The organism is Acidovorax sp. M2(2025) (assembly GCF_049330835.1).
Taxonomy (GTDB): Bacteria; Pseudomonadota; Gammaproteobacteria; order Burkholderiales; family Burkholderiaceae_C; genus Acidovorax.
In genome coordinates this window covers 4613579-4638207 of the sequence record NZ_CP186262.1, presented here as the reverse complement: position 1 = coordinate 4638207, position 24629 = coordinate 4613579, and the positions used below count along the sequence as shown (strand labels likewise).

The following is a 24629-nucleotide window of genomic DNA, read 5'->3' as shown; positions in this document are numbered from 1 at the left end:
GTGCAAATAAACCCGGGGTGGCGCAATGCTGGGCCGGCGGGCTAGACTCTGAGATCGTAAGGATGCATATCATGAACGTTATTGATTCCATCGTCACGCAGGCCGCGGGTATCGCTGCGGTGCGCCGGGACATTCATGCCCACCCCGAGCTGTGCTTTGAAGAGGTGCGCACGGCCGACGTGGTGGCGCAAAAGCTCACCGAATGGGGCATTCCCATCCACCGCGGCCTGGGCAAGACGGGCGTGGTGGGCATCGTGCAGGGCCGCGACGGCGGCGCCTGCGGCCGCGCCATCGGCCTGCGGGCCGACATGGACGCCCTGCCCATGCAGGAGTTCAACACCTTCGCCCACGCCAGCCAGCACGCCGGCAAGATGCACGCCTGCGGCCACGACGGCCATGTGGCCATGCTGCTGGCTGCGGCGCAGCACTTTGCCAAGCACCGCGACTTCGACGGCACCGTGTACCTGATCTTCCAGCCGGCCGAAGAAGGCGGCGGCGGCGCCCGCGTGATGATCGAGGACGGCCTGTTCGAGCAGTTCCCCATGGAGGCCGTGTACGGCATGCACAACTGGCCCGGCATGCCGGTGGGCACCTTTGCCGTGAGCCCCGGCCCGGTGATGGCATCGACCACCGAATTCAGGATCACCATCCGTGGCAAGGGCGGCCACGCGGCGCTGCCGCACACGGGCATCGACCCGGTGCCGATCGCCTGTGGCATGGTTCAGACCTTCCAGACCATCATCAGCCGCAACAAGAAGCCCGTGGACGCGGGCGTGATCTCGGTCACCATGATCCACGCGGGCGAGGCCAGCAATGTGGTGCCCGACAGCGTCGAGCTGCAGGGCACGGTGCGCACCTTCACCACCGAGGTGACGGACCTCATTGAAAAGCGCATGCGCCAGATCGCCGAGCACCACTGCGCCGCGCACGACGCCACCTGCGAATTCGAGTTCGTGCGCAACTACCCGCCCACCGTGAATTCGCCGGCCGAGGCCGAGTTTGCGCGCAAGGTGATGGCCGGCATCGTGGGCGAGGACAAGGTGCTGGTGCAGGAGCCCACCATGGGCGCCGAAGACTTTGCCTACATGCTGCAGGCCAAGCCCGGGGCGTACTGCTTCATCGCCAACGGCGACGGCGCCCACCGCGAGATGGGCCACGGCGGCGGCCCCTGCATGCTGCACAACCCGAGCTACGACTTCAATGACGACCTGATCCCGCTGGGGGCCACCTACTGGGTCCAGCTGGCCCAGGCGTGGCTGGCCCAGCCGGCCCGCGCGGCGTAAGCCCCACACCGCCCCGGGGGCACGAGCGGGCACGCCCGGCGCGGCCCGTGCCCCGGTTTTCCCGCTTCCTCCGCAACCCACCCGAAGAAAGCCCTGCCCATGACCGGTATCGCCGAAGCCTTTTCGCCCACCTACGCCCGCGCGCGCACCCAGTTCCTGGAGGCCGCGGCCACGGCGGGGTTGCCGATCGAGACGCACCTGCACCCTCTCAAGGGGCGCGACGGCGAAGACCTGGCCATGGACGTGGTCCTGGACGGGCCGCCGCAGGCCGAGCGGCTGCTGATCGTGAGCAGCGCCTGCCATGGCGTCGAGGGCTACTGCGGCAGTGGCGTGCAGGTCTATGCGCTGCGCGATGCCGAGTGGCGCGCCAAGGCGCGGGGGGCGGGTGTCGCCACGCTGTACATCCATGCGCTCAACCCGTACGGGTTCTCGCACCTGCGGCGCTTCACCCACGAAAACGTGGACCTGAACCGCAACTTCCAGGACTTCTCGCGCCCGCTGCCGGTGAACGAGGCCTACCGCGAGGTGCATCCGCTGCTGCTGCCGCCGCACTGGCCCCCGGGCCCGGAGAACGCCGCGGCCGTGCAGCAGTACATCGCCACCCGGGGCGAGGCCGCGTGGCAGGCCGCCATTTCGCGCGGCCAGCATGAGTTTCCGGACGGCCTGTTCTTTGGCGGCACCGAGCCGACCTGGAGCAACCGCACGCTGCGCCAGGTGCTGCGCCGCCATGGCGCGTCCGCGTCGCGCATTGCCTGGATCGACCTGCACACGGGCCTCGGCCCCAGCGGCCATGGCGAGCGCATCTACGCCGGCCGCGACGACGATGCGGCCGTGGCCCGCACCCGCCGCTGGTGGGACGGCGGCGGCGCCACGCCCGTCACGTCGATCTACGACGGGACGTCCACCTCGGCCTTTCTCACCGGGCTGATGTGGGGCGCCATCTACGACGAATGTCCCCACGCCGAATACACCGGCATCGCCATGGAGTACGGCACCGTGCCCGTGCTGGAGGTGATGGACGCGATCCGCGCAGAGCAGTGGCTGAACCTGCACCCCGAGGCCCCCGCCGAACAGGCCGCCCGGATCAAGTCGCACATGCTGGCCGCCTTCTACACCGACACGCCGCAGTGGAAGGGCCAGATCATCAGCCAGGCGCGCCAGGCCCTGTTCCAGGCCGTGGACGGCCTGGCCGGGTGAGCGGGACCGCCCCTGCGCCCGGTCGGGAGACGCTTCCGGCTTTTTTAATGAAATATGCCTCCAGCGCTTGTGCAGCAAGCGCAAGAAGCTATTGATTTAATAGCATTTGCGGGGCGGCTGGCGCCGCGCCGGCGGCAGGCTGTGGCCGCTACCATGTCCGGAAAAAATCTGGAGACACCATGGTCGTTGCCGAACCCGACGGATTGCGCAGCCTGCGCACCTTCAGCCGCAGCCTGTTGCGGCTGCTGGAACTTGCCCAGCAGGCCCCGCCGCAGGAACTGCTGCACCAGGCTTTGCAGACCCTGCGCGGCCTGGTGCCGTTCGACGCGGCCTGGTGGGGCGAAGTGTCGGCGGGCGGCGTGGAAGGCGGGCCCCGCAACTGGCTGCACGGCAGCATCGGCCTGAGCCGCAGTTTTGCCGAGGAGTGGAACGCGCTGGCGGCGGTGGACGTGTTCGGACAGCAGTCCATGCGGCAATTGGGCGTGGTGATCCGTGAGCGCGACGTGATGGACCATGCCCCCGAGCATCCGCAAGTCACGGCCTTCAGCCAGCGCCACGGCCTGCACCACTGCATGGCCCTCACGGCCGAGCTGCCGCACAGCGGACTGATGTTCTTCGTCTCGGTGTACCGGCCGCAGCAGCGCCCCGGTTTCTCGGATGCGGAGACGGTGCTGTTTGGCGAGTTTGTCGCCCACCTGCTGCAGCACTGGCACCTGCTGCTGCAGCGCCTGCAAAGCGGCGCGCCCGGCCGTCCCTGGGACAGCTTTGCACTGGCCGAGCCGTCCGGCGAACTGCTGTTTGCCGGCCTGCGCATCAGCCGGGCGCTGGGCGAGGCCTACCCCGGCTGGAACGGCACGCGCCTGCCGCCGCCAGTGGTGCAGGCGCTGGCCGGCGCCCCGTGCAACCTGGCCGCCGGCAGCAAGCCCTGCCGGCTGCGGCTGGAGCCCTGCGGGCCGCTGGTGGCCGTCAGCATGGCCTCGCGCCACGCCAAGTCCCCGCTGGCGCCCCGCGAGCTGAGCGCGGCCATGCTGTACGCACACGGCCGCTCGCACAAGGACATCGCGGCCACGCTGGGCCTTACGCCCGCCACGGTGCGCACCTACCTGCGCACGGCCTACGCGGCGCTGGGGGTGCGCAACAAGCTCGAGCTGGTCGCCGCACTGCGCGCCGCGTAGCCGCGCCGGCTCGGTAGTTTCCCGGGCCCTCTGCATTTGCAGAGGCTGCAACGGCGCCCCCTTTTCCTATCGTCCGCACCGGAGCCCGCAAGCCTGTCCGCACAGGCCCTGCGGTCTGCGGCGGCGGTACGGCGGCCGCAGGCCGGGCTCCTGAAAAACACCATTCCAGGAGACTTTTGCAATGTTCCCGAACCCTTCCCGCGCCGCCGTGGCGCAACGCCTTGGCAACCCGCCGGTCCCGCGTGGCGGATACCAGCGCACCGGCGCCCTGAGCCTGCTGGCCGCGCTGGCGCTGACCGCCTGCGGTGGCGGCGGCGATGCCAGTCCTCCGCTGGCCAGCAAGCCCCTGGCCGAAGCCTGCGCGGCCTACACCTCCACCGCGCTGCCTCACGGCGCCAAGGTCACGGGCACCGAGCTGCGCAAGGCCGAAGGCACGCTGCCCGATGTCTGCATCGTGCGCGGCCAGATCGTTTCTTCGCCGGAGTCCACCATCCGCTGGGCCGTGGAGCTGCCCACGCTGGCGCAGTGGAACGGCAAGACGCTGACCATCGGCGGCGGCGGCTTTGACGGCTTCATCCCCACCGACGACCCGTGGTACCAGCAGCTGGTGGGCCCGTCCGCCAACCCGTTCGTGAAGATCAGCTCCGACTCCGGCCACCAGGTCCGCGGCTTTGCCTGGGGCCAAAGCGATGTGGCGCTGCGCAATCACGCGTTCGATGCCAACCACTTCGTGCTGGAGGTCGGCACCGCCATCGCCACCGAGTTCTACGGCCGGCGCCCCGTGCGGCGCTACCACATGGGGCACTCCAACGGCGGGCGCTCGGGGCTCATCTCCACGCAGAAGTACCCCAAGGACTACGACGGCGTGGTGGCCATGGAGCCCGCCATCGCCCAGCAGGCGCACCAGGTCAACCTGGGGCCCACGGTGCTGCGCCACATCTTCAAGAGCCGCGACAACTGGATGAGCCCCGCCAAGATCGCGCTGTATGCCAAGGCCGAGGTGGCGGCGTGTGATGGCCTCGATGGCCTGAAGGACGGCATCATCGGCAACATCGAAGCCTGCCACTACGTGCCCACCGACCTGCTGTGCCAGGGCGCCGACAACGACAGCTGCCTCACGGCCGGCCAGATCGAATCCATCCGCCTCATCTACAGCGACCACCAGACGCCTGTGACCCTGTCGCGCGGCGCCGTGGGCTACCCGCGCTACGGCCGGGGCGGTGCGTCCACCTCGGACTGGCAGTCGTACATGTTCGGCACCAGCTTTGATGCGCCCGACTCGTTCAACCACATGGCCGTGACCGAAGCCGCGCGCCTGGTGGAGGGCAACCCCAACGCCAACATCCTCACCCACGACCCCACGCAGTACCAGGCCCAGTACCAACGCCTGGCCGAGATGATCGACGGGACGGACCCCGACATCTCCGCCTTTGCCGACAACGGCGGCAAGCTGCTGATCTGGTATGGCCTGGGGGACACCTGCGTGTCGCTGTACCGCACGGCAGACTATTTCGACTCGGTGAAGCAGCGCCTGGGCGCCAGCAAGGTGCAGGGCTTTGCGCGCATGGTCACCTCGCCCTCCAACGGCCATGACCTGGACGGCGCTGGCACCGAGCCACGCTCCATCGACCTGCTGGCCGCCATGGACGCCTGGGTGGAAAAAGGCACGGCCCCCGACAAGCTGGTGGCCACCCGGTTCGCTCCCGGCACCACCACGCCCGTGGCCCAGCGCCCGGTGTGCGAGTACCCCAAGTTCCCGCGCTACAACGGCGCGGGCGACCCGGCCAAGGCCGAGAGCTTTACCTGTTCTGCGACCTGAGCGCGGCGGGTGGAGCACGGGCACGCCTGCGGGCGTGCCGTGTGGCCGCTGCACGCGGCCTGAGGGCTTACAGCCCCAGGTCGCTCAGCCCCGGGTGGTCGTCGGGCCGCCGCCCCAGGGGCCAGAAGAACAGCCGGTCCGCGGCCTGGATGGGCCGGTCGTTGATGCTGGCGTGGCGCACGGCCATCAGGCCGGCGTCGTTGAACTCCCAGTTCTCGTTGCCGTAGCTGCGGTACCACTGGCCTGCGTCGTCATGCCATTCGTAGGCAAACCGCACGGCGATGCGGTGGCCGCTGAACGCCCACAGCTCCTTGATGAGGCGGTAGTCCAGTTCGCGCGCCCACTTGCGCTCCAGCAGCTGCCGGGCGGCCTCGCGGCCCACGGGGAACTCGGCGCGGTTGCGCCAGCGTGTGTCCTCGGTGTAGGCCAGGGCCACGCGGGCGGGGTCGCGCGAGTTCCAGCCGTCTTCGGCCAGGCGCACCTTCTGGACGGCGGTGGGGTGGGTAAAAGGTGGCAAAGGCGGGCGTGTTTCCATGGGGGTCTCGGTGGGTTGAAATGAATGTAGACAGATCTGTCTACGCGCCATCATAAAGCTGTGTAGACAGAATTGTCTACAATCGGCGAATGACCTTTGATCCCCTCCCCCCCGGCTGGAAGGACCTGCCCGCCCGAGATCGTCTGCTGCACACGGCGCACGCGCTGTTCTACCGGGACGGCATCCGTGCCACGGGCATCGACCGGGTGATTGCGGAGTCCGGCGTGACCAAGGTTACTTTCTACCGGCACTTCCCGAGCAAGAACGACCTGATCTGCGCGTACCTCGAGTACCGGCACACGGGCTGGATGGCCTGGTTTGGCGATGCGTTGCAGCGCTACGCGCACGCGCTGCCCGCAGGGGCTGATCGCACGCGGGCCTTGGCCCCCGCCCTGGCGGAGTGGTTGGGCAGTGCGCACTTTCGCGGCTGCGCCTTCATCAACAGCGTGAGCGAGCTGGGCGACACCGTGCCGGAGGTGCTGGAGATCGCGCAGCGCCACAAGCGCGACTTGACGGGGTTGCTGGCCACCCTTCTGCCCGCGTCCGTCCAGAAGGCCCAGAAGGCGCAGGATGCGCAGGCGCTCACCCTGGTGGTGGAGGGCGCCATCGTGCGTGTGCAGATGGGCGAACCCGTGGCGGCGGTGGTGGCCGCGGTGTCCCGCCTGGCGGATGCGCTGGCGGCTGCGCCTCTTCAGCGCAAGGGGTGAGCCTGGTCGGCCGATAGGAAAGGTGGGAGCGCTTCTGGCGGCCGCCCGCGCGGTCAGTCCAGCCGCGCGCCTTGTGTGGCGCCGTGGCGGGTGCGCTGGTCGTATTGTTCTTCGCGTGCCACATGGTCCTGCAGCAGTCGGCGCCCCAGGGCATTCGCCTCGCGTTCCAGCGTGGCGCAGTCGGGTGCCGCAGGCATCTGGCGGATGCCCTGGTCAATGGCCTGCGCTGCATCGCGGCCGATCTGCACATGGCCTTGTTCGTGGTCGGACAGGGCCCGCAGGTACCGGTCAAAGACTGCTTGCTGCTCCGGGCTCGCGGCCTGCAGCTGCGGCAGCTGCACCTCGGTGTGCAGCCGGGTGGTGACCTCGGTGATCGCGCAGCGGCCGGAGGCTTCCCGCCACCAGCGGAAGGTCCAGCGCACGTTCCAGCGGGTATAGCCGTGAAAACGCTGCCCACCCACCGCAATCGGAGTGGCGGCATGCAAGGCCGTCCACAGGCTCTCACCGGGCTGGGCGTGCACCACGTAGGGCCGCCGGGTGGCTTCTTCCTGCACCGCCGCGTGCACGCCGCAGGTGCCCAGCAGCAACGCCATCACCCACGCCCGGTGTGCCCAGGCGCGCAGCGGCAATGGTGCCCCGCCTGTCATTCGCCCCACGGCAGCATCAGCGTGAGCAGTGACAGCTGCGCGAACTCCGGCGCAAAGGCGTCGATGATCTGCTGGGGTTCGGGGCACAGCGTGGTGTCGGTGATCACGCCGAACTGCACGCCGCCGCCGTAGCTCAGGATGGACACCCCCAGGCCGATGTCGCCCGACTGCGGCACCCAGAACATGCATTGCGTGACGCGCGCGCCGCACAGCGTGAGCGCTTCCTTGGGCCCGGGCACGTTGGTCATCACCGCGGTGGTCTTGCGGCCGAACAGGTTGAGCAGCGCGTCCTGCGCGGGCTTGATCATCAGCCCCGCCGCCGCCAGCATGGCGAACGCCAGCAGGGGCTGGGTGCTGCCCTTGAGGGCATTCATCCGCTCGCGTACCGCGTACACCCGCTCGATGGGGTTGGCCACGCCGATGGGCAGCACCAGCGGCACCAGCCCGAAGCGGTTGCCCAGCTTCCAGGCCTCTTCCATCGGGCGCAGGTTGACCGGAATCATCGCGCGGATCTCCTGGCCCGTGGGGTCGTCCCCCAGGCTGCGCAGGTAGCCGCCGATGGCCCCGGCCACGCAGGACAGCAGCACGTCGTTGACCGAGCAGTTCAGTGCCTTGCCAATGGCCTTGACCTCGTCCAGCGGAATGGGCGGGCACCAGGCCACGCGCTTGGCGCGGCCGGGCCGGCCCTTCAGGCGGGTGGTGGAGTCGTCGGGCATCAGCGCCAGCGCCGCCGCGTCGCTGACCAGCTGGTAGGCCACGCGCGCCATGTCCGCCGTGCCGGACAGGCCGTGGTGCACGGCCTTTTCAGGCGCGGCCAGCAGCTTGAACGAGCGCGCCGCCCCGTCGCCCGCCAGGTCGAGCGCCTTCACCGTCAGGCCGGTGAAGGGCTTGATCAGGGCGTCGGCAATCCAGTCCTCGGCCGTCGCGGCGTTCTGGCCCGCACGGGACTTGCGCTGGGGGGGCTCCGCCCCCCCATCGACCAGGGACAGGGTGACCGAGATCAGCGCGATGCCGTCGGCAATGCAGTGGTGGATGCGCACGATGAGCGCGCTGCCCGCCTGGCCGTCCTCGCCCACGAAGTCTTCCACCAGGTGCATCTGCCACAGCGGGCGGCGCGGGTCCAGCGGCTGCACGGCCAGTTCGCCCACCCGGTCCTGCAGCGCGCGCTGCATGCTGCGGCCCTTGCGGTGGGGCAGGGTCTCGCGCAGCACATGGGCGCTCAGGTCGAAGTGGCGGTCCTCCACCCAGGTGGCGCCGGCCGCGTCTTCCAGCACGCGCTGGCGAAAGCGCGGGTACTGCAGCAGCCGCTGCTCCACCCGCTCGCACAGGGCCTCCCAGGTGATGCCCGGCGCCAGGGTCCACACCCCGTTGATCATCATGAGGTTGCTGGCCGAGTCCATGCGCAGCCACGCGGTGTCGACCTTGCTCATGCGCTCGCCCGAGAGGCCCAGCATGCCGGTGGCGGCGCGCCGCACGTTCTTTTGCACGGCGGTGGCGGCTTTGCGGGCGGCGGGCGGCAGGCCGGGGGTGCGCGGCGGGCGGGCCGCAGCTGCGGCGGTCGCGTGGGTGCCGTGGGCGCCTTGGGAAGCGGCTGGGATGCGGGTCACCATCGGATCTACACCTGTTGTGGTTGTTTTTGGGGGCTTGCCTCTATGGACGGCGCCGCTGAGAGCGGGGCGCAGCCCGTAAGATACAACGCAGCAAACGCTTGCCGACACCGTTCTTTCCCTCCCCCACCCGAACCCAAGGAGCAACCGACATGGCCGACCTGAACGCCACCTTCGAAGCCGCTGTGGCCAATTCCAAGAACCTCAGCGAGCGTCCCGACAACGCCACGCTGCTCAAGATCTACGCCCTGTACAAGCAGGCCACCGTGGGCGACAACAGCGAGAAGAAGCCCAGCTTCTCCGACATGGTGGGCCGCGCCAAGTGGGACGCATGGGAAAAGCTCAAGGGCACCGACGCCGACGCGGCCAAGCAGCAGTACATCGACCTGATCACCTCGCTGAGCTGATACGGCGGTTCTCTCCCAAGAAAAAGGCGACCGAGGTCGCCTTTTTCCTTGCGCTGCCGGTGCGTCAGCGTTGGGTCCAGCCCTTGGGCAACCCCGCCTCGGGCGTCATGCCATAGATCGGCTCGCCCGGCAGCCCGGCCTGCAGCGGCGCACGCGCCGCCAGGAGGCGCCCCAGGTCCACCCCGGTCGCAACGCCCATGGCCTCGAACATGAACACCAGATCCTCCGTCACCACATTGCCCGAGGCCCCGGGCGCATAGGGGCAGCCGCCCAGCCCGCCCAGCGAGGCGTCGAACGTGCGCACGCCCACATCGTAGGCGGCCAGGCAATTGGCCAGCCCCAGGCCCCGCGTGTTGTGCAGGTGCGCGGCCCCCGCCAGGTCGCCCAGCTCGGCGCGCAGGCGCGTGAACAGGCGGCGCACCTGCGCCGGGTTGGCCATGCCGGTGGTGTCGGACAGCCCGATCTCGTCCGCGCCTGCCTCCGCGCACAGCCCGGCCAGCCAGAGCACATCGTCCTCGGGCACCTCGCCCTGCAGCGTGCAGCCGAAGGCCGTGGACAGGCCCACCTCCACCCGCATGTCCGGCGCCCGCTCATCGCGCAGGCGGACCACGGCGCGCACCTCCTCGACCATGGCTTCCCGCGTCTTGCGCACGTTGGCCAGCGAATGGGCGGCGCTGGCCGACACGGGCAGCGTGACCTTGTGCACGCCCGCCGCCAGCGCCGCTTCGGCGCCACGCAGGTTCGGGGCCAGGGCCATCACGGTGATGCCGGGGTGGGTGAGCGCGTGGCGCACCACCTCGGCCACATCGGCCATCTGCGGCAGGAGCCGGGCGGGGACGAAGGAGCCGACCTCGATCTCGCGCAGCCCTGCCGCCACCAGGGCGTCGATCCACCGGAGCTTGTCCGCCGTGGGCATGGTGGCCTTCACGGACTGCAGTCCGTCGCGCGGGCCGACTTCGCTGATGAGAACTTGCGGAGATTGCATGGTTGGGGGGGCCGGAGAGGGCTGGGGGGCGGGAGGTGCGAAGAATAGCGCGGCCCGCCGCCCCATCGCCGTCTGCCATCCCTGGGCCGCTATCCCGCCCCGCGCAAAGTGGCAGTTTGCGCTGGCACAGCGCCCAGGCGGCGGCGCAGTGTGCGCACATTGGGCGATTCCCCTTGCTGCGGCGGCTGGCGACACTGTGTTCAACCCGATCCGGAGACACCTGCCATGCCTTCCCATGCCCCCGCCCACACCCTGTACCTCAGCACCCACGACGTGGCCGAACTGGTCCGCCGCCGGGGCCTGGAAGCCTGCCTGCGCGCCATTGCCGACAACCTGCGCGCCGACTTCCTGCGCTGGGAAGCGTTCGACAAATCGGCCCGGGTGGCCAGCCATTCGCGCGACGGCGTGATCGAGCTGATGCCCGTGGCCGACGCGCACCGCTATGCCTTCAAGTACGTCAACGGCCACCCCAAGAACCTGCAGCACGGGCTGCCCACGGTGATGGCGTTCGGCGTGCTGGCCGACGTGGCGACCGGCCTGCCCGTGCTGCTCAGCGAGCTGACCTTCACCACGGCCTTGCGCACGGCCGCCATGTCGGCCGTGGCCGCCCAGGCCCTGGCCCGGCCGGGCAGCCGCACCCTGGCCCTCGTCGGCAACGGCGCACAGGCCGAGTTCCAGGCGCTGGCGTTCCACCACCTGCTGGGCATCGACACCCTGCGCCTGTACGACACCGACCCCGCGGCCACCGCCAAGCTGCGCAGGAACCTGCAAGGCACCGGCCTGCGCACCGTGGCCTGCCGCAGCACCGCCGAAGCCGTGCGGGGCGCCGACATCGTGACCACGGCCACGGCCGACAAGGTGCACGCCAACCTGCTGACCGCCGGCATGCTCGCGCCGGGCCAGCACATCAATGCGGTGGGGGGCGACTGCCCGGGCAAGACAGAACTGCACGCCGATGTGCTGCGCCAGGCGCAGGTGTTTGTCGAATACGCCCCGCAGACCCGGGTCGAGGGCGACATCCAGCAGCTGCCAGCCGACTTCCCGGTGACCGAGCTGTGGGAGGTGCTCGCGGCCCGCCGCCCCGGCCGCACGGCGGATAGCCAGATCACCGTGTTCGACTCGGTCGGCTTTGCGCTGGAGGACTACGCGGCGCTGCGCTTCCTGCACGACGCCGCGGCCGAGCTGGGCCTGGGCCAGCGGATCGCGCTGGTGCCGGCGCTGCCCGACCCCAAGGACCTGTTTGGCGCCCTGCAGTCGCACGGGCCGCGGCTGCGCGCTGCCGCGTAGGCGGCCTGCGCCCGCCGGTTCAGGCCTTGCGGGGCTTGGCGGGCGGGGCAGCCTTGGCGGGCGCGCTGCGGGCCGCGGGTTTTTTGGCGGCGGCCTTGGCGCTGGCGGCAGGGCTCAGCAGTGCGTCCAGCTGCTCGCCGATCTCGGATTCGATGCGGTCCTTGAACGCGCTGAACAGAAAGCCGAGCTGGGCCTTCATCTCGAACTGGCGCGCATCCACCAGCAGCGTGCCCTTGACGCCCGAGCGGGTGAAGGTGAGCAGGTCTTCGGTGTCGCCCTCTTCGTAAACGCATTCCATGTCGAACTTTGCCTCGGCCTTCTCGGCCCACGTGAAAGCGATCTTGCGGGCCGCAGGCAGGCCCAGATGGTGTTCGCGATGGATATGGATGTCAGACACCGGGGCTCTCCTTGGGGCGGGGGGTGGTGATGGTGGTGGTCGTGGGGCCAGGGGGCTGCAGTGCGCGCAGGGCCTCCTGGCGCGCTTCGCGCGGCTGCCGGGCGAGCTGCCGCACGGCATCATAAAACCGGGCGAAGTCGCCGCCCTCGCGCTCGAACAGGGCAAGGAAAGCCGGAACCTGTCCGTCGTAGGCCGCCTGGGCGGCGAAGCTGGCATTGTTGGCCCGCGCCACCCAGCGGTCGTACCCCGCCACCTGGGCCGTGGTGGCCTGCGGCGCGCCCCCGTCTTGCGGCGCCAGCCACTGCGCGCGCAGCGCGGCGTAGTCGCTGTGAAAGCGCTGCATTGCTTCTTTTTTCATAGCTGCCAGCGCTTGCTCAGTAAGCGCTGGAGCCTCTTTTTGTTCATAAATCTGCGCCAGGCGCTCGCGGGTCGCACGCGTGAGGGCGCGGAACGCGCTGCGCCGTGCCTCGCTGGTGGCGTAGGCCGCGCGCGCCGCCGGGGTGGCGTTCGCCCCCAGCCAGCGCGCCACGCCGATGCGTTCGACGGCCGTGGCAAACGACTCGTTGAACAGCGTGTCGTCCTTGGCATAGGCCACCTGGTGCGCCAGCTCGTGGAACAGCAGCCGCACGAAGTCGCCCTCGGGCCAGCCGATGAAGGTGGACAGCAGCGGGTCGCCGCCGGCCCAGTTCATGTACCCCAGCGTGGAGTACGCGGGCACGCCGTACACCTCCACCTCCAGCCCCTGCTGCGCCAGCTGCGCGGCCTCGGCCTGGGCGCCCGCTTCGGTGAAATAGCCGCGGTAGCCAATGCAGCCCGTGATGGGAAAGCACCAGGTGTGCAGCGTCAGCGCATACGGCGGGGCCGCCACCACGTTCCATACCGCGGCGGAGCGCTGGAGGTCCGCATAGCGGCGGTAGCTGGCGTTGTCGGGGAGACCCAGCTCCCGGACTGCAAAGCTGCGGGCGCGCTGGGCCAGCAGCAGGCGCTCGCGCAGCGCGGGCGGGGTGTCCGGGCGCGCCACCCAGCGGTCGATGGGTTCGGCCGCCTGCATGAGCTGCACGTGCCCCCGCAGCGACTGCCAGTAGTAGCCCAGCGAGCCCACGGTGCTGGTGGTGCTGGCGCAGCCGGCCAGCACCAGGCAAGACATCAGGCTGAAAGCGGCCCGCAGGCGGGAAGGTGGCTGGCGCATGCGGTGCAGTTTATGGGCAGATCGAACCCTGTGCTTTCGTCCTGTCAGCAGCCTGGCTGCCGTGGTTTCTAGAATGCCGCGCATGACCCCTCCCACCGCTTCTGATCCTGCCCACCCACCCGCGCGGGCCGACGGCCTGTTTGCCGACGAGGCCGGGTGCCCGCGCTGCGCCTGGTGCCAGGCCACGCCGCTGTACCGCCATTACCATGACCACGAATGGGGCTTTCCAGTGGCGGACGACCGGCGGCTGTTCGAGAAGATCTGCCTGGAGGGCTTCCAGTCGGGCCTGAGCTGGCTCACCATCCTGAACAAGCGTGAAGGTTTTCGCGCCGCGTTTGCCCACTTCGATGCCGAGCAGGTCGCTGCCTTCGGCCCCGCCGACGTCGAGCGCCTGGTGCAGGACGCAGGCATCGTGCGCCACCGGGGCAAGATCGAGTCCACCATCAACAACGCGCGGCGCGTGCTGGAGCTGCGCCGCGAATTCGGCTCGCTGGCGCACTACGTGTGGCGCTACGAGCCCGATGCCGCCGACCGGCCCGAGCGCATCACCCGCGAGGTGGCGCGCACGTTGTCCACGTCCGCCGCGTCCATCGCAATGTCCAAGGACCTCAAGAAGCGCGGCTGGAGCTTTGTCGGCCCCACCACGGTGTACGCCTTCCTGCAGGCCATGGGCCTGGTCAACGACCACCTGGAGGGCTGCCATGCGCGCAGCGCAGCGCTGCAAGCCCGTACCGACTTTGTGGTTCCTTGACAGCCGCCGTACTGATCTGCTGTCATGGCGAATACCCCACTCGCCCCTGCGCTGATGAAACACCGATGCCCCCATTGCCAGAAGCCCGGCGTCACCCACGCCGCGCTGCGCTGGTCCACGCGCGAAAACCCGGCGCAATGCAGCTATTGCGGCGGGCTGTCGCATGTGCTGGCCAGCACGTCCAGCGGCATCGGCGTGTTCACGGGGATGGCGCTGATCGTGGGATGCACGCTGGCCGTGGTGCTCGCGTCCTGGCCCATCGCAGCGCTGGCCGTGCTGGTCGCCATCGGGGGCAACATGGCGCTGTGGCCGCGCTGCGAGCTGTTTCCAACCGATCGAAAAACCGCCCAGACAGCGAACCGCGTGGGGTGGGCGGCCGAAGCTGCGGCCTGGTTGATTATGCTGACGGGTCTGGGGTGAGCCAGGCGCGGCCCAAGCGATCACCCCTGCCGTGCCACCGGCCGCAGCGCCCACAACGCCGCCAGCGCTGCCAAGCCCAGTAGGGCGGTGGCCCACAGGGCGGCAGCGCCTGCGGCATCCAGCAGCAGGCCGAAGAGCACCGGCGCAAACGCCTGGGCCACGCGGGCGGGCACCATCATCAGGCCCTGGCGCGCGCCATAGCCCGCCGGCCCGAACAGCACCAGCGGCAGCGTGCCCTTGGCAATGGTCAGGATGCCGTTGCCCGCGCCGTGCAGCACGGTGAACACCGCCGCCGCGGGCCCGCCCAGCACCATCAGCAGCACTGCGCCCAGCGGGTGGGCGGCAGCGGCCAGCTGGGCCGACAGCAGCGGGTGCAGGCGGCGCAGAAAGCCAAACTCCAGCAGCCGCGCCGCCACCTGCGCCGGGCCCACTAGCGCCGCCAGGGCCACGGCAGTCTGCAGCGTGGTCCCGCTGGCTTGCAGCAGGCGCGGCAGATGGGCCGCCATGGCCGTGCTGGTGAACCAGGTGACGGCGAACACGAACGACAGCAGCACCGTGGTGCGCAGCGCGTGCTGCGGCTCGGGCGACGGCGAATGCGATGTTGCCGCGCTGGCGGGTGCACCTGACAGCGGCGGAGCCGGGGCGCGGTCTTCGCCTGCGACGCGCGGCAGCCAGGCGTTCAGTGGCACCCCCATCAGCAGGTGCAACACGGCCCAGCCCGCGCACGCGCCGCGCCAGCCCCACTGCGACTCCATCCAGGCCGACAGCGGCCATCCCACGGTGCTGGCAAAGCCCGCAATCAAGGTGATGCCGGTGATGGCGCCGCGCGCGCCCTGGCCGTACAGGCGCACCAGCGTGGCAAACGCTGCCTCGTACAGGCCCGACCCCATGGCCACGCCCATCAGCACCCAGGCCGCAAACAGGCCCACCGGGCCTTGCGCCAGGGCCATGCCTGCCAGAGCCGCCGCAAACAACAGGTTGGTGCCCACCAGCACCGGGCGGCCGCCGTGGCGGTCGATGGCACGGCCCGCGACCGGCCCCAGCAGGGCCGACACGACAAGCGCCACCGAGAACGCGGCGAACACCGTGGGCGTGGCCACGCCCAGGTCGCGCGCCATGGGCACGGCCAGCATCGCGGGCAGGTAGTACGACGAGGCCCAGGCCAGCGTCTGGGCCGTGCCCAGGCGCGCCACGGTCCAGCGCTGGGAGGGCGCGCTCATGCCGGGCCAGGGGCCACGGCGTGGCGGTGGGCCCGGGCGTCAGGCACGCTGGCCCTGGGCATTGACCACCACTTCGCCGTCTTCCTTGGTGAAGGCGCCTTGCTGCGGCGCGGGCAGGATGTCCAGCACCTTCTCGGACGGGCGGCACAGGCGCGTGCCCAGCGGCGTCACGACGATGGGGCGGTTGATGAGGATGGGGTGCTCCAGCATCGCGTCGATGAGCTGCGCGTCGGTCACGCCCGGCGCGTCCAGGTGCAGCTCGGTGAAGAGCGCTTCCTTGGTGCGCACGGCGTGGATCACCGGCTCGCCCGTGGCGGCAATCAGGGCCTCCAGCGTGGCGCGATCGGGTGGCGTCTTGAGGTATTCGATGACCTCGGGCTCCACGCCGCTGTTGCGGATCATGGCCAGGGTGTTGCGGGACGTGCCGCACTTGGGGTTGTGGTAGATGGTGATGGTGGACATGGGGAACGCTCAGGAACAGGCGGATGGCAGGGCCGAAAGTTTGCCACCGCGCGCAGGCCAGCCCGGCAGCTGCTCCAGCGCGGTCAGCAGCTGCTCGCCGGCATCGCCCAGCGCGCTGTCGTTGTGCACCTCCAGGCGGGCCGCGCCGGGGGGCGGCGTGTAGGCGAGCGCGCGCTGCACCCGGGCCTCCACTTGCGCGGGTGTCTCGCGGCGCCGCGACAGCAGCCGCGCGCGCAGCACCGCCGGGCTGGCGGTGATGTGCACGGCCACCAGGTCGGGAAATTGCACCAGGGCCTCGGGCAGGTAGGCGCGCGAGCCGTTGAGCAGCACCCATCGGCCCTGCGCCAGCGGCGCCAGCTGCGCATGCCGGATGCCATAGCCCAGGCCGTTGGCCTGCCAGTGCAGGGCAAACGCCTGGGCCTGCCGCAGCGCTGCAAACGCCTCGGGCGACACGACTTCATGGGCTTCGCCACCGGACGTGGCGGCGCGGCTGATGGTGCGCTGCGCCCAGTGCACGGGGCAGGGCGCGGGCAGGTGCGCGCGCAGCCAGTCCAGCAGGCTGTCCTTTCCCGCGCCGGAGGGGCCCATGCAGTAGACCAGCCGGCCCGCGGTCATGCGCCCATCTCCAGGTGGTCCAGCAGCACGAAGTCCGCGCCGGGCGTGGGCTCGGCAAAGATCGCGAGGCTGTTGAATTTCAGCGGCGGCAGGTCGGCAAAGAACTGCTGCGCCGCGTCCAGCACCAGCGCCTGCGTGGCCTCGTCCACCAGGCTGAGCGGGCCGGTCAGCGACAGGTGGAAGCGGAACTCCTCCAGCACGAACGGGTAGCCCCAGCGCTGCAGCAGCGCGTCTTGCCGGGGTGTGAGCCCGGCCGCGCGCCGGCGCGCAAGGTCGGCATCCGACAGGGGCGCGGCCAGGGGCTGCAGCGCCGTCACGCAGGTGGCGGCAGCCTCCTGGATCGCCGCATTGGCGGGGTGGTGCGGGGTGGGCACCAGCGCCAGGAAGTCGTCGATGCGCTGCACTTCCAGCGGCGGCATTGCAAAGGGGCGGAGGCCGCAGGCGATCTGCTGCACCGCGTGGTGCAGCGCGAGCCAGTCGGCGCCGGGCGCCAGCGCGAACGGGGCCTTCAGCGTGGCGTGCCAGCCGTAGCGGCGCGGTGCGGCGGTCAGGCGCTGCAGGTCGGCGGCGGCCACGCCGTGGATGTCCAGCTGCGGCAGGGGCTGCAGCTGGGCGGCGCAGCGGCCCAGCCAGTGGCTGCCAGCCAGCCAGCCCAGGGTGCCGGGGTGGGGCGCGTAGTACACCGCGTAGCGGTGGGCGGTGGCGGTGGTGGGTTCAGTCGGCATGGTGGTCAATGGTGAGTTTCACGCGGTCGCCAGCGAACCAGGCGCGGGCCCATTCGATGGGGGTGCCGCTGGTGTCCACGTTCAGGCTTTCCACCTGCAGCACGGGCCGCGCCGCGGGCTGGCGCAGCAGCTGCGCCACGTCGGGCGTGGGCAGCTCGGCGGTGATGCGGCTTTCGCGGCGGGTGTAGTCGGCCACGCCGTGGGCAGCAAAGCCGGCGGTGATGGAGCCCGTCTCGCGCACCACGTCGGCCAGGTGCTCGAAGCGGGGCAGGGGAAAGTACCGGTCGCTCACGTGCAGCGGCTGGCCTTCGGCGTCGCCCCGCACGCGCAGCGCCAGCAGCGGGCTGCGCGCGGGCACCTGCAGCGCCTTGGCCAGCGCCGCCGTGGCGCGCGTGGTCTGTGCCTGCAGCACCACCAGGCTGCCGCGCAGCCCCGCCTGCGCCAGGCCCTGCTGGTGGCGCGTGCGCTTGCCCAGAACCAGGTCCACGGCGAAGTCTTCCACATAGGTGCCGCTGCCCTGCGTGATGCGCACCAGGCCCTGGCTGCACAGGCTGGCGAGCGAGCGGCGGATCGTGTGGCGGTTCACGCCGAACTGCTCGGCCAGCGCGTGCTCCGAGGGCAGGCGCTGGCCCGGGGGGTAGACGCCGCTGCCGATGGCCTCGGCCAGCTCGGCGGCAATGCGTGTCCAGAAGCTGTCGCGCGCGGGGCGCAACGGTGGGGCGTGCGGGCCCTGCAAGGGGGCCGTGAGAGAAGTGGTGCTGGCTGTCATGAAACCTACATGCGCGCTCTTTAAGCTGGCGCCAGTTGTTCAATTTGTCTATACAACTTTCAGGGTACCACTTCCATGTTTCAAGCCTTTGACAACCCGGGGCCGGACCGCCCCCTCGGTCGCGCGCAGTGGATGGCGCTGCTGGCCCGGGCGCCGCTGGGGCTGCTCGAATCGGCCTTGCAAGAGCATGCCACGCGCCCCGCGCGCTGGCTGCGTGCGCCCGAGACCGGTCTGATGATGGTGCAGGGCCGCGCCGGGGGCTCGGGCGAGCGCTTCAACCTCGGCGAGGTCACCGTCACCCGCTGCGCGCTGCGCGTGGCTGACGCATCGGACGCTGCAGAGGCCACTGTGGGCGTGGCCTATGTGCTGGGCCGCTCGCACCGCCAGGTGCAACTCGCGGCCCTGGCCGATGCGCTGCTGCAAGACCCCGCACAACAACCGGTGCTGGACGCCCAGCTGCTGGAACCCATCCGCGCCCACCTGCGCACCACCCAGGCCGAGCGTCAGGCGCGTGCCGCCAGCACCAAGGTGGACTTTTTCACCGTGGCGCGCGAGAGCGGTACCGACAACGACGAGGACACCGAATGAGCGCGACCCCGATGACCCCAGTGACCCCTTTGGCATCCCTGGGTGCCGGATTCTCGAACGAAGCCTTCGGCAGCCAGGCGGTGTTCCGCGCCGTGCTGCAGGCGCTGTCGCACCCTGGTCGGACGGTGGCGGTAGAACACGACGCGCAGACTCCCGCCGTGGGGCATGCGGCATCGGCGGCCGTGCTGCTGGCGCTGCTCGACAGCGACTGCACGCTGTGGCTTTCGCCGCGCCTGGCGGCCGGTGATGCGGGTGCCTGGCTGCGCTTTCACACGGGCTGCACCCTGGTGAGCGAGGCCGCTCAGGCTCGCTTTGTGTGGGTGGCGCAGGGCGACTTGGTGCCGCCGCTCGACAGCCTCGCGCCGGGGTCCGACATCTACCCGGACCAGTCCGCGACCTGCGTGGTCGATGTCGTGCGCGCCACCGCCACCACGAAAGATTCCGAAGGTGCTTGGCAATTGCGCGGCCCTGGCATCCAGGAAGTGGCGGCCTTGCAGGTCGAGGGCCTGCCCGACGACTTCGAGGCCCGGTGGGCCGCCAACCACGCGGTGTTTCCGCGCGGCGTGGATCTGTTGCTGGCCACGGCAGGCCACATCGTGGGCCTGCCCCGCACCACGCGGGCGGCGCGCGTTGCCCCCGCCCTTCAGGAGGCCTGAGCATGTACGTTGCCGTCAAGGGCGGAGAAGCCGCCATTCTCAACAGCTACCAGTTGCTGGCCCGCCAGCGCCGGGGCGATGCCGCAGAGCCCGAACTCTCGGTGGCGCAGATCCGCCAGCAGCTCAAGCTGGCCGTGGACCGGGTGATGACCGAGGGCTCGGTGTACGACCCCGAACTCGCGGCCCTAGCCATCAAGCAGGCGGCGGGCGATCTGGTGGAAGCCATCTTCTTGCTGCGCGCCTACCGCGCCACGCTGCCGCGCCTGGGCACCACCTGCCCGCTGGACACCAGCCGCATGGCGCTGGACCGCCGCATCTCCGCCACCTTCAAGGACCTGCCCGGCGGCCAGGTGCTGGGCCCCACCTACGACTACACGCAGCGCCTGCTGGACTTCAAGCTGCTGGCCGAAGGGCCGCTGGCGCCCTCTGCGGTTGCGGCCGCTGTGGCAGCTGCGGTGCCGCCCGGCCCCACGCCGCGCGTGGTGGACCTGCTCAACCAGGAAGGCCTGATCGAAACCCGCCCCGTGCCCCCGGGCGACCCCGCGCCCACCGACCTGACCCGCGAGCCGCTGCGCTTCCCCGCCAACCGGGCCACGCGCCTGCAAAACCTGGTGCGCGGGGATGAGGGCTTCCTGCTCGCCATGGCGTATTCCACGCAGCGCGGCTACTCGCACTCGCATCCCTTTGTGGGCGAGGTGCGCCTGGGCACGGTGGCGGTGGAGATCGTGCCGGAAGAGCTGGGCTTTGCCATCGACATCGGCGACATCGAGATCACCGAGTGCGAGATGGTGAACCAGTTTGCCGGCAGCAAGAGCCAGCCCCCGCAGTTCACGCGCGGCTACGGCCTGGCGTTCGGCCACAGCGAGCGCAAGGCCATGGCCATGAGCCTGGTGGACCGCGCCCTGCGCGCCGACGAACTGGGCGAGCCGGTCGAGTCCCCCGCCCAGATGCAGGAGTTCGTGCTGGGCCACAGCGACAGCCTGGAGGCCTCGGGCTTCGTGCAGCACTTGAAGCTGCCGCACTACGTGGACTTTCAGTCCGAACTGGAGCTGGTGCGCAAGATGCGCGCCGCTGCCGCCCACCCCACCACCCCCGCCGAGGAGGACGCCGCATGAACGCGCCCATGGAACCCGCCGTGATGGGCCTGCCCGCCGACGCCGCGCCGGTGGACGGCCACTTCAACTTCGCCTACCTGGACGAGCGCACCAAGCGCATGATCCGCCGCGCCATCCTCAAGGCCGTCGCCATCCCCGGCTACCAGGTGCCGTTTGGCTCGCGCGAGATGCCCCTGCCCTACGGCTGGGGCACGGGCGGCATCCAGGTCACCGCGTCCATCATCGGCCCAGAGGACTGCCTCAAGGTCATCGACCAGGGCTCGGACGACACGGTCAACGCCGTCAACATCCGCCGCTTCTTCGAGCGCACCACGGCCGTGGCCACCACCACCCGCACGCGCGAGGCCACGCTGATCCAGACGCGCCACCGCATCCCCGAGACGCCGCTGACCGAAGGCCAGGTCATCGTCTACCAGGTGCCGGTGCCCGAGCCCATGCAGCGCCTGGAACCGCGCGAGACCGAGACACGCACCCTGCACGGCCTGGCCGAGTACGGGCTCATGCACGTCAAGCTCTACGAAGACATTGCGCGCTACGGCCACATCGCCACCACCTACGACTACCCGGTGTTGGTGAACGGCCGGTACGTGATGGCACCGTCGCCCATCCCCAAGTTCGACAACCCCAAGATGCACATGAACCCCGCACTGCAGCTGTTTGGCGCGGGCCGCGAGAAACGCATCTACGCTGTGCCGCCTTACACGCCGGTGGAAAGCCTGGGCTTTGAGGACCACCCCTTTGAAGTGCAGCGCTGGGATGCCGCCTGCGCGCTGTGTGGCGCTACGGACAGCTTTCTGGATGAGGTCATCACCAACGACCAGGGTGGGCGCATGCATGTGTGTTCCGACTCGGACTACTGCCAGGAGCGCCAGGCGCAGCAGGCTGAATCGGCGGTGGAACAAGGCGGCGCAGCATGAGCGCCGTGCAGATCCGCGAAGCCCGGCAGGCCGACCTGGAGGACGTGCTGGGCCTGTACGCCGCCATTGAAGACAGCCCCGCCGACGTGCTGGCGCTGGAAGAAGCCCAGGCCGTATGGGCCCAGTTTGCGCGCTACCCCAGCTACCGCCTGTGGGTCGCTTGCGACCCCGCGCAGCACGGCGCGGTGGTGGGCAGCTATGCGCTGCTCGTCATGCACAACCTGGCGCACCGGGGCGCGCCCTCGGCCATCGTCGAAGACGTGGTGGTGGCACAGCACCAGCAGGGCCGTGGCATTGGCCGCCAGATGATGGCCCACGCCATGCAGCAGGCGCGTGAGGCGGGCTGCTACAAGCTCGCGCTCTCGTCCAACGCCCGCCGCAAGGGCGCGCATGCCTTTTATGAATCCCTGGGCTTTGCACAGCACGGCCTGAGCTTTGTCGTCGAGAACCTTCCATGAATTACCCCGAATCTGCTGCGCCGCTGCTGAGCGTGCGCAACGTCAGTAAGCGCTATGGCGACCGCGTGGCGCTGCAAGGCGCGTCCTTTGACCTGTGGCCCGGCGAGGTGCTCGCCGTGGTGGGCGAGTCGGGCTCCGGCAAGTCCACCCTGCTCAACGCCATTGCGGCGCGCAGCGCCCCGGACGCAGGCACGGTGCAGTTCCGTCAGCGCAGCGGCGAGCTGCAGGACATCTACGCCATGACCGAAGCGCAGCAGCGCTTGCTGGCCCGCACCGACTGGGGCTTTGTGCACCAGAACGCGGCGGATGGCCTGCGCATGGAGGTGTCGGCCGGTGCCAACGTGGGCGAGCGCTTGATGGGCCTGGGCGAGCGCCACTACGGCCGCCTGCGCGCCACGGCCGTGGAATGGCTGCAGCGTGTGGAGATCGATGCGGCGCGCATTGACGACGCGCCGCGCACGTTTTCGGGCGGCATGCGCCAGCGCCTGCAGATCGCCCGCAACCTCGTCACCCAGCCCCGCCTGGTGTTCATGGACGAGCCCACCTCGGGCCTCGATGTGTCGGTGCAGGCGCGCCTCCTGGACCTGCTGCGCCAGCTCACGCGGCAGATGCAGCTGGCGGCCATTGTGGTCACGCACGACCTGGCCGTGGCGCGCCTGCTGGCGCACCGCATGGTGGTCATGCAGCGCGGCCGCGTGGTCGAGGCGGGCCTGACCGACCAGGTGCTTGACGACCCGCAACACCCCTACACCCAGCTCCTCGTTTCTTCGGTACTGCAGCCATGAACCAGCCTCCTTCCGTTGCGCCCATCCTCCAGATGCAAGGGGTGGCCAAGCGCTTCACCCTGCACCACCAGAACAGCATCGAGCTGCCCGTGCTCGCCCAGGTGGACCTGGCCGTGCAGCCGGGCGAGTGTGTAGTGCTTGACGGCCCCTCGGGCATGGGCAAGAGCACGCTGCTCAAGATGATCTACGCCAACTACCGGGCCAATGCCGGCCGCATCACGGTACGCTCGGCCGATGGCACCGTGGTGGACGTGACGCAGGCCACGCCGCGTGCGCTGGTGCAGCTGCGGCGCGACACCGTGGGCTATGTGAGCCAGTTTCTGCGGGTCATCCCGCGCGTGTCGGCGCTCGATGTGGTGGCCGAGCCGCTGGCCGAAGACGCGGGCGACGACGCCGCAGGTATCGAGGCCGCCCGCGAGGCCGCCCGCCAGTGGCTGACCCGCCTGCGCATCCCAGAGCGACTGTGGCACCTGCCGCCCGCCACCTTCTCGGGCGGGGAGCAGCAGCGCATCAACATCGCCCGCAACATGATCAAGCCCAAGCCGCTGTTGCTGCTGGACGAGCCCACCGCATCGCTGGATGCGGCCAACACCGAGACGGTGATCGCCATGATCCGCGAAGCCGTGGCGCGCGGCGCAGCCCTGGTGGGCATTTTTCACGACACCCAGGTGGGCGCCGCGGTGGCGACGCGCCGCGTGAACGTGGGCGACTTCCGGGGAGCATCGGCATGACCGCGACCGTGTTCAAGAACGCCCGCATGGTGTTGCCGGGCGAAGTGGTGCAGGGCAGCTTGCAGATGGAGGGCGGGTGCATCGCGTCGCTGGACAGCGGGGCCACCGCGGCCCTGCAGGGCATCGATCTGGGCGGCGACTACCTGCTGCCGGGCCTGGTCGAAATCCACACCGACAACTTCGAGCGCCACCTGATGCCCCGCCCCAAGGTGCAGTGGGCCGAGATGCCCGCGCTGCTGGCGCACGACGCCGAGATTGCGGCCGCAGGCATCACGACGGTGCTGGACGCGCTGGGTGTGGGCGAGGCCGATGTGGACAGCCTGCGCGGCAGCGCCTGGAACCGCGTGCTCGACACCATCGACACCTGCACCGAGCGCAACCTGCTGCGCGCCGACCACCACCTGCATGTGCGCTGCGAACTGCCCGCGCCCAACACCATTGATTTGTTCGAGCCCTTCCACGGCCACCCGCGCCTGTCGCTGATCTCGCTGATGGACCATACCCCCGGCCAGCGGCAGTGGGAGAACATCGAGCAGGCGCGCACCTACTACACCGGCAAAAAGGGCTGGAGCGCCGAGAAGTTCGAGCGCCAGGTGGAGCACGCCGCAACGCTGCAGGCGCAGTACGCCGAGCCGCACCGTGCGTACTTTGTGGACTACTGCCGAACGCACGGCATCTCGCTGGCCAGCCACGACGACACCACGGTGGCGCATGTGGAGCAGGCCCATGCCGAAGGAGCCGCGATGTCGGAGTTCCCGACCACGCTGGCTGCCGCCCAGGCCGCGCACGAGCGCGGACTGCTCACCGTGATGGGCGGGCCCAATGTGGTGCGGGGCGGTTCGCACTCGGGCAACGTGGCGGCGGCCGACCTGGCGCGCCGGGGGCTCTTGGACATCCTCTCCTCCGACTACGTGCCCGGCAGTTTGCTGAGCGCGGTGATGCGGCTGGTGCAGGACGACATCCTGCCCCTGCCGCAGGCCGTGGCCACCGTCACCCGCAACCCGGCCCAGGCCGCGGGCATGGCGGACCGGGGCGCGCTGGCGCCGGGCCTGCGCGCCGACCTGGTGCAGGTGCACCTGGCCGAACTGCCCGGTGGCGGCCGCCAGGCCGTGGTGCGGGGCGTGTGGCGGGAAGGGCAGCGGGTGCTGTAGAGCGCGTGCAAGTCTGTGCCTGACATCCAAA

28 protein-coding genes are annotated in these 24629 nt (G+C 70.2%); 17 read left to right on the top strand and 11 right to left on the bottom strand.

What is annotated here, in order from left to right; translation table 11 throughout:
• Positions 1 to 71: 71 nt before the first annotated feature.
• The 4 genes from ACOYR3_RS21300 (at position 72) to ACOYR3_RS21285 (ending at position 5474) form a co-directional block, all read left to right on the top strand.
• Complete coding sequence (locus ACOYR3_RS21300; RefSeq protein WP_422844298.1) at positions 72 to 1283, top strand: M20 aminoacylase family protein; 1212 nt, start codon at positions 72 to 74, stop codon at positions 1281 to 1283.
• A gap of 99 nt (positions 1284 to 1382) precedes the next feature.
• Positions 1383 to 2480, top strand: a complete 1098-nt coding sequence (locus ACOYR3_RS21295; protein WP_422844297.1) for a M14 family metallopeptidase — start codon at positions 1383 to 1385, stop codon at positions 2478 to 2480.
• 179 nt (positions 2481 to 2659) lie between these two features.
• Positions 2660 to 3655: a response regulator transcription factor gene (locus ACOYR3_RS21290; RefSeq protein WP_422844296.1), complete on the top strand. Its 996-nt coding sequence runs from the start codon at positions 2660 to 2662 to the stop codon at positions 3653 to 3655.
• Between the two features lie 181 nt (positions 3656 to 3836).
• On the top strand, positions 3837 to 5474 hold the full coding sequence (locus ACOYR3_RS21285) for a tannase/feruloyl esterase family alpha/beta hydrolase (protein WP_422844295.1): 1638 nt from the start codon (positions 3837 to 3839) through the stop codon (positions 5472 to 5474).
• Between the two features lie 67 nt (positions 5475 to 5541).
• Here ACOYR3_RS21285 and ACOYR3_RS21280 read toward each other — a convergent pair whose 3' ends face one another.
• Positions 5542 to 6009: a DUF1348 family protein gene (locus ACOYR3_RS21280; protein WP_422844294.1), complete on the bottom strand. Its 468-nt coding sequence runs from the start codon at positions 6007 to 6009 to the stop codon at positions 5542 to 5544.
• An 89-nt stretch (positions 6010 to 6098) separates the two neighbouring features.
• Between ACOYR3_RS21280 and ACOYR3_RS21275 the strand changes: the two genes are divergently transcribed.
• Positions 6099 to 6716, top strand: a complete 618-nt coding sequence (locus ACOYR3_RS21275) for a TetR/AcrR family transcriptional regulator (RefSeq protein ID WP_422844293.1) — start codon at positions 6099 to 6101, stop codon at positions 6714 to 6716.
• Positions 6717 to 6769: 53 nt separating this feature from the next.
• Here the strand turns inward: ACOYR3_RS21275 and ACOYR3_RS21270 are convergent, their stop codons facing one another.
• Positions 6770 to 7309 (bottom strand): DUF922 domain-containing Zn-dependent protease, encoded by a 540-nt coding sequence (locus ACOYR3_RS21270; protein ID WP_422844292.1) that lies wholly within the window; start codon positions 7307 to 7309, stop codon positions 6770 to 6772.
• 50 nt (positions 7310 to 7359) lie between these two features.
• A complete protein-coding gene (locus tag ACOYR3_RS21265) occupies positions 7360 to 8973 on the bottom strand; it encodes a wax ester/triacylglycerol synthase family O-acyltransferase (protein ID WP_422844291.1) in 1614 nt (537 codons plus the stop codon).
• 149 nt (positions 8974 to 9122) lie between these two features.
• On the opposite strand from ACOYR3_RS21265, the gene ACOYR3_RS21260 reads away from it, so the two are divergent.
• A complete protein-coding gene (locus ACOYR3_RS21260) occupies positions 9123 to 9377 on the top strand; it encodes an acyl-CoA-binding protein (RefSeq protein WP_422844290.1) in 255 nt (84 codons plus the stop codon).
• Positions 9378 to 9441: 64 nt separating this feature from the next.
• Here ACOYR3_RS21260 and ACOYR3_RS21255 read toward each other — a convergent pair whose 3' ends face one another.
• On the bottom strand, positions 9442 to 10362 hold the full coding sequence (locus tag ACOYR3_RS21255; RefSeq protein ID WP_422844289.1) for a hydroxymethylglutaryl-CoA lyase: 921 nt from the start codon (positions 10360 to 10362) through the stop codon (positions 9442 to 9444).
• Between the two features lie 225 nt (positions 10363 to 10587).
• Between ACOYR3_RS21255 and ACOYR3_RS21250 the strand changes: the two genes are divergently transcribed.
• A complete protein-coding gene (locus ACOYR3_RS21250) occupies positions 10588 to 11649 on the top strand; it encodes an ornithine cyclodeaminase (protein WP_422844288.1) in 1062 nt (353 codons plus the stop codon).
• A 19-nt stretch (positions 11650 to 11668) separates the two neighbouring features.
• Here the strand turns inward: ACOYR3_RS21250 and ACOYR3_RS21245 are convergent, their stop codons facing one another.
• Positions 11669 to 12046 carry a polyhydroxyalkanoic acid system family protein gene (locus ACOYR3_RS21245; protein ID WP_422844287.1) on the bottom strand — a complete coding sequence of 126 codons (378 nt, stop codon included), beginning with the start codon at positions 12044 to 12046 and terminating at the stop codon, positions 11669 to 11671.
• The gene (locus ACOYR3_RS21240) at positions 12039 to 13235 is read right to left on the bottom strand and encodes an aminopeptidase (protein WP_422844286.1); all 1197 of its coding nucleotides are present in this window, start codon (positions 13233 to 13235) and stop codon (positions 12039 to 12041) included. Before ACOYR3_RS21240 ends, ACOYR3_RS21245 begins: the two co-directional genes overlap by 8 nt.
• Positions 13236 to 13317: 82 nt before the next feature.
• Here ACOYR3_RS21240 and ACOYR3_RS21235 point away from each other — a divergent pair, with 82 nt between their 5' ends.
• Positions 13318 to 13986 (top strand): DNA-3-methyladenine glycosylase I, encoded by a 669-nt coding sequence (locus ACOYR3_RS21235; RefSeq protein ID WP_422844285.1) that lies wholly within the window; start codon positions 13318 to 13320, stop codon positions 13984 to 13986.
• 54 nt (positions 13987 to 14040) lie between these two features.
• A complete protein-coding gene (locus ACOYR3_RS21230; protein WP_422844284.1) occupies positions 14041 to 14406 on the top strand; it encodes a hypothetical protein in 366 nt (121 codons plus the stop codon).
• A 20-nt stretch (positions 14407 to 14426) separates the two neighbouring features.
• On the opposite strand, the gene ACOYR3_RS21225 is transcribed toward ACOYR3_RS21230, so the two are convergent.
• The 5 genes from ACOYR3_RS21225 to phnF are packed head-to-tail and all read right to left on the bottom strand — an operon-like array spanning position 14427 to position 18197.
• On the bottom strand, positions 14427 to 15626 hold the full coding sequence (locus tag ACOYR3_RS21225; protein ID WP_422844283.1) for an MFS transporter: 1200 nt from the start codon (positions 15624 to 15626) through the stop codon (positions 14427 to 14429).
• A gap of 39 nt (positions 15627 to 15665) precedes the next feature.
• The gene (gene arsC / locus ACOYR3_RS21220; RefSeq protein WP_422844282.1) at positions 15666 to 16088 is read right to left on the bottom strand and encodes an arsenate reductase (glutaredoxin); all 423 of its coding nucleotides are present in this window, start codon (positions 16086 to 16088) and stop codon (positions 15666 to 15668) included.
• 9 nt (positions 16089 to 16097) lie between these two features.
• A complete protein-coding gene (gene phnN, locus ACOYR3_RS21215; protein ID WP_422844281.1) occupies positions 16098 to 16703 on the bottom strand; it encodes a phosphonate metabolism protein/1,5-bisphosphokinase (PRPP-forming) PhnN in 606 nt (201 codons plus the stop codon).
• Positions 16700 to 17428 carry a DUF1045 domain-containing protein gene (locus ACOYR3_RS21210; RefSeq protein ID WP_422844280.1) on the bottom strand — a complete coding sequence of 243 codons (729 nt, stop codon included), beginning with the start codon at positions 17426 to 17428 and terminating at the stop codon, positions 16700 to 16702. The genes phnN and ACOYR3_RS21210 overlap by 4 nt, the downstream gene beginning before the upstream one ends.
• Complete coding sequence (gene phnF, locus ACOYR3_RS21205) at positions 17418 to 18197, bottom strand: phosphonate metabolism transcriptional regulator PhnF (protein ID WP_422844279.1); 780 nt, start codon at positions 18195 to 18197, stop codon at positions 17418 to 17420. Before phnF ends, ACOYR3_RS21210 begins: the two co-directional genes overlap by 11 nt.
• A gap of 75 nt (positions 18198 to 18272) precedes the next feature.
• Here phnF and phnG point away from each other — a divergent pair, with 75 nt between their 5' ends.
• The 8 genes from phnG to ACOYR3_RS21165 are packed head-to-tail and all read left to right on the top strand — an operon-like array spanning position 18273 to position 24598.
• The gene (phnG, locus tag ACOYR3_RS21200) at positions 18273 to 18785 is read left to right on the top strand and encodes a phosphonate C-P lyase system protein PhnG (protein ID WP_422844278.1); all 513 of its coding nucleotides are present in this window, start codon (positions 18273 to 18275) and stop codon (positions 18783 to 18785) included.
• Positions 18782 to 19441 (top strand): phosphonate C-P lyase system protein PhnH, encoded by a 660-nt coding sequence (phnH, locus tag ACOYR3_RS21195; RefSeq protein WP_422844277.1) that lies wholly within the window; start codon positions 18782 to 18784, stop codon positions 19439 to 19441. The genes phnG and phnH overlap by 4 nt, the downstream gene beginning before the upstream one ends.
• A gap of 2 nt (positions 19442 to 19443) precedes the next feature.
• Positions 19444 to 20556: a carbon-phosphorus lyase complex subunit PhnI gene (locus ACOYR3_RS21190; RefSeq protein ID WP_422844276.1), complete on the top strand. Its 1113-nt coding sequence runs from the start codon at positions 19444 to 19446 to the stop codon at positions 20554 to 20556.
• On the top strand, positions 20553 to 21473 hold the full coding sequence (locus ACOYR3_RS21185; RefSeq protein ID WP_422844275.1) for an alpha-D-ribose 1-methylphosphonate 5-phosphate C-P-lyase PhnJ: 921 nt from the start codon (positions 20553 to 20555) through the stop codon (positions 21471 to 21473). The genes ACOYR3_RS21190 and ACOYR3_RS21185 overlap by 4 nt, the downstream gene beginning before the upstream one ends.
• Positions 21470 to 21931: a GNAT family N-acetyltransferase gene (locus ACOYR3_RS21180; RefSeq protein ID WP_422844274.1), complete on the top strand. Its 462-nt coding sequence runs from the start codon at positions 21470 to 21472 to the stop codon at positions 21929 to 21931. The genes ACOYR3_RS21185 and ACOYR3_RS21180 overlap by 4 nt, the downstream gene beginning before the upstream one ends.
• Positions 21928 to 22716, top strand: a complete 789-nt coding sequence (gene phnK, locus ACOYR3_RS21175; protein ID WP_422844273.1) for a phosphonate C-P lyase system protein PhnK — start codon at positions 21928 to 21930, stop codon at positions 22714 to 22716. The genes ACOYR3_RS21180 and phnK overlap by 4 nt, the downstream gene beginning before the upstream one ends.
• On the top strand, positions 22713 to 23447 hold the full coding sequence (phnL, locus tag ACOYR3_RS21170; protein WP_422844272.1) for a phosphonate C-P lyase system protein PhnL: 735 nt from the start codon (positions 22713 to 22715) through the stop codon (positions 23445 to 23447). Before phnK ends, phnL begins: the two co-directional genes overlap by 4 nt.
• A complete protein-coding gene (locus ACOYR3_RS21165) occupies positions 23444 to 24598 on the top strand; it encodes an alpha-D-ribose 1-methylphosphonate 5-triphosphate diphosphatase (protein ID WP_422844271.1) in 1155 nt (384 codons plus the stop codon). The genes phnL and ACOYR3_RS21165 overlap by 4 nt, the downstream gene beginning before the upstream one ends.
• Positions 24599 to 24629 lie beyond the last annotated feature (31 nt).

Bases quoted from the DNA above. Each gene is read 5' to 3' on its own strand.
- phnK (WP_422844273.1), top strand. From the start codon at position 21,928: ATGAATTACCCCGAATCTGCTGCGCCGCTGCTGAGCGTGCGCAACGTC.
- arsC (WP_422844282.1), bottom strand. From the start codon at position 16,088: ATGTCCACCATCACCATCTACCACAACCCCAAGTGCGGCACGTCCCGC.
- ACOYR3_RS21285 (WP_422844295.1), top strand. From the start codon at position 3,837: ATGTTCCCGAACCCTTCCCGCGCCGCCGTGGCGCAACGCCTTGGCAAC.
- ACOYR3_RS21240 (WP_422844286.1), bottom strand. From the start codon at position 13,235: ATGCGCCAGCCACCTTCCCGCCTGCGGGCCGCTTTCAGCCTGATGTCT.
- ACOYR3_RS21185 (WP_422844275.1), top strand. From the start codon at position 20,553: ATGAACGCGCCCATGGAACCCGCCGTGATGGGCCTGCCCGCCGACGCC.
- ACOYR3_RS21255 (WP_422844289.1), bottom strand. From the start codon at position 10,362: ATGCAATCTCCGCAAGTTCTCATCAGCGAAGTCGGCCCGCGCGACGGA.
- ACOYR3_RS21280 (WP_422844294.1), bottom strand. From the start codon at position 6,009: ATGGAAACACGCCCGCCTTTGCCACCTTTTACCCACCCCACCGCCGTC.
- phnF (WP_422844279.1), bottom strand. From the start codon at position 18,197: ATGACAGCCAGCACCACTTCTCTCACGGCCCCCTTGCAGGGCCCGCAC.
- phnH (WP_422844277.1), top strand. From the start codon at position 18,782: ATGAGCGCGACCCCGATGACCCCAGTGACCCCTTTGGCATCCCTGGGT.
- ACOYR3_RS21250 (WP_422844288.1), top strand. From the start codon at position 10,588: ATGCCTTCCCATGCCCCCGCCCACACCCTGTACCTCAGCACCCACGAC.
- ACOYR3_RS21180 (WP_422844274.1), top strand. From the start codon at position 21,470: ATGAGCGCCGTGCAGATCCGCGAAGCCCGGCAGGCCGACCTGGAGGAC.
- phnG (WP_422844278.1), top strand. From the start codon at position 18,273: ATGTTTCAAGCCTTTGACAACCCGGGGCCGGACCGCCCCCTCGGTCGC.
- ACOYR3_RS21275 (WP_422844293.1), top strand. From the start codon at position 6,099: ATGACCTTTGATCCCCTCCCCCCCGGCTGGAAGGACCTGCCCGCCCGA.
- ACOYR3_RS21270 (WP_422844292.1), bottom strand. From the start codon at position 7,309: ATGGCGTTGCTGCTGGGCACCTGCGGCGTGCACGCGGCGGTGCAGGAA.
- ACOYR3_RS21290 (WP_422844296.1), top strand. From the start codon at position 2,660: ATGGTCGTTGCCGAACCCGACGGATTGCGCAGCCTGCGCACCTTCAGC.
- ACOYR3_RS21190 (WP_422844276.1), top strand. From the start codon at position 19,444: ATGTACGTTGCCGTCAAGGGCGGAGAAGCCGCCATTCTCAACAGCTAC.
- ACOYR3_RS21165 (WP_422844271.1), top strand. From the start codon at position 23,444: ATGACCGCGACCGTGTTCAAGAACGCCCGCATGGTGTTGCCGGGCGAA.
- ACOYR3_RS21260 (WP_422844290.1), top strand. From the start codon at position 9,123: ATGGCCGACCTGAACGCCACCTTCGAAGCCGCTGTGGCCAATTCCAAG.
- ACOYR3_RS21235 (WP_422844285.1), top strand. From the start codon at position 13,318: ATGACCCCTCCCACCGCTTCTGATCCTGCCCACCCACCCGCGCGGGCC.
- ACOYR3_RS21265 (WP_422844291.1), bottom strand. From the start codon at position 8,973: ATGGTGACCCGCATCCCAGCCGCTTCCCAAGGCGCCCACGGCACCCAC.
- ACOYR3_RS21225 (WP_422844283.1), bottom strand. From the start codon at position 15,626: ATGAGCGCGCCCTCCCAGCGCTGGACCGTGGCGCGCCTGGGCACGGCC.
- phnN (WP_422844281.1), bottom strand. From the start codon at position 16,703: ATGACCGCGGGCCGGCTGGTCTACTGCATGGGCCCCTCCGGCGCGGGA.
- ACOYR3_RS21295 (WP_422844297.1), top strand. From the start codon at position 1,383: ATGACCGGTATCGCCGAAGCCTTTTCGCCCACCTACGCCCGCGCGCGC.
- ACOYR3_RS21300 (WP_422844298.1), top strand. From the start codon at position 72: ATGAACGTTATTGATTCCATCGTCACGCAGGCCGCGGGTATCGCTGCG.
- ACOYR3_RS21230 (WP_422844284.1), top strand. From the start codon at position 14,041: ATGAAACACCGATGCCCCCATTGCCAGAAGCCCGGCGTCACCCACGCC.
- ACOYR3_RS21210 (WP_422844280.1), bottom strand. From the start codon at position 17,428: ATGCCGACTGAACCCACCACCGCCACCGCCCACCGCTACGCGGTGTAC.
- phnL (WP_422844272.1), top strand. From the start codon at position 22,713: ATGAACCAGCCTCCTTCCGTTGCGCCCATCCTCCAGATGCAAGGGGTG.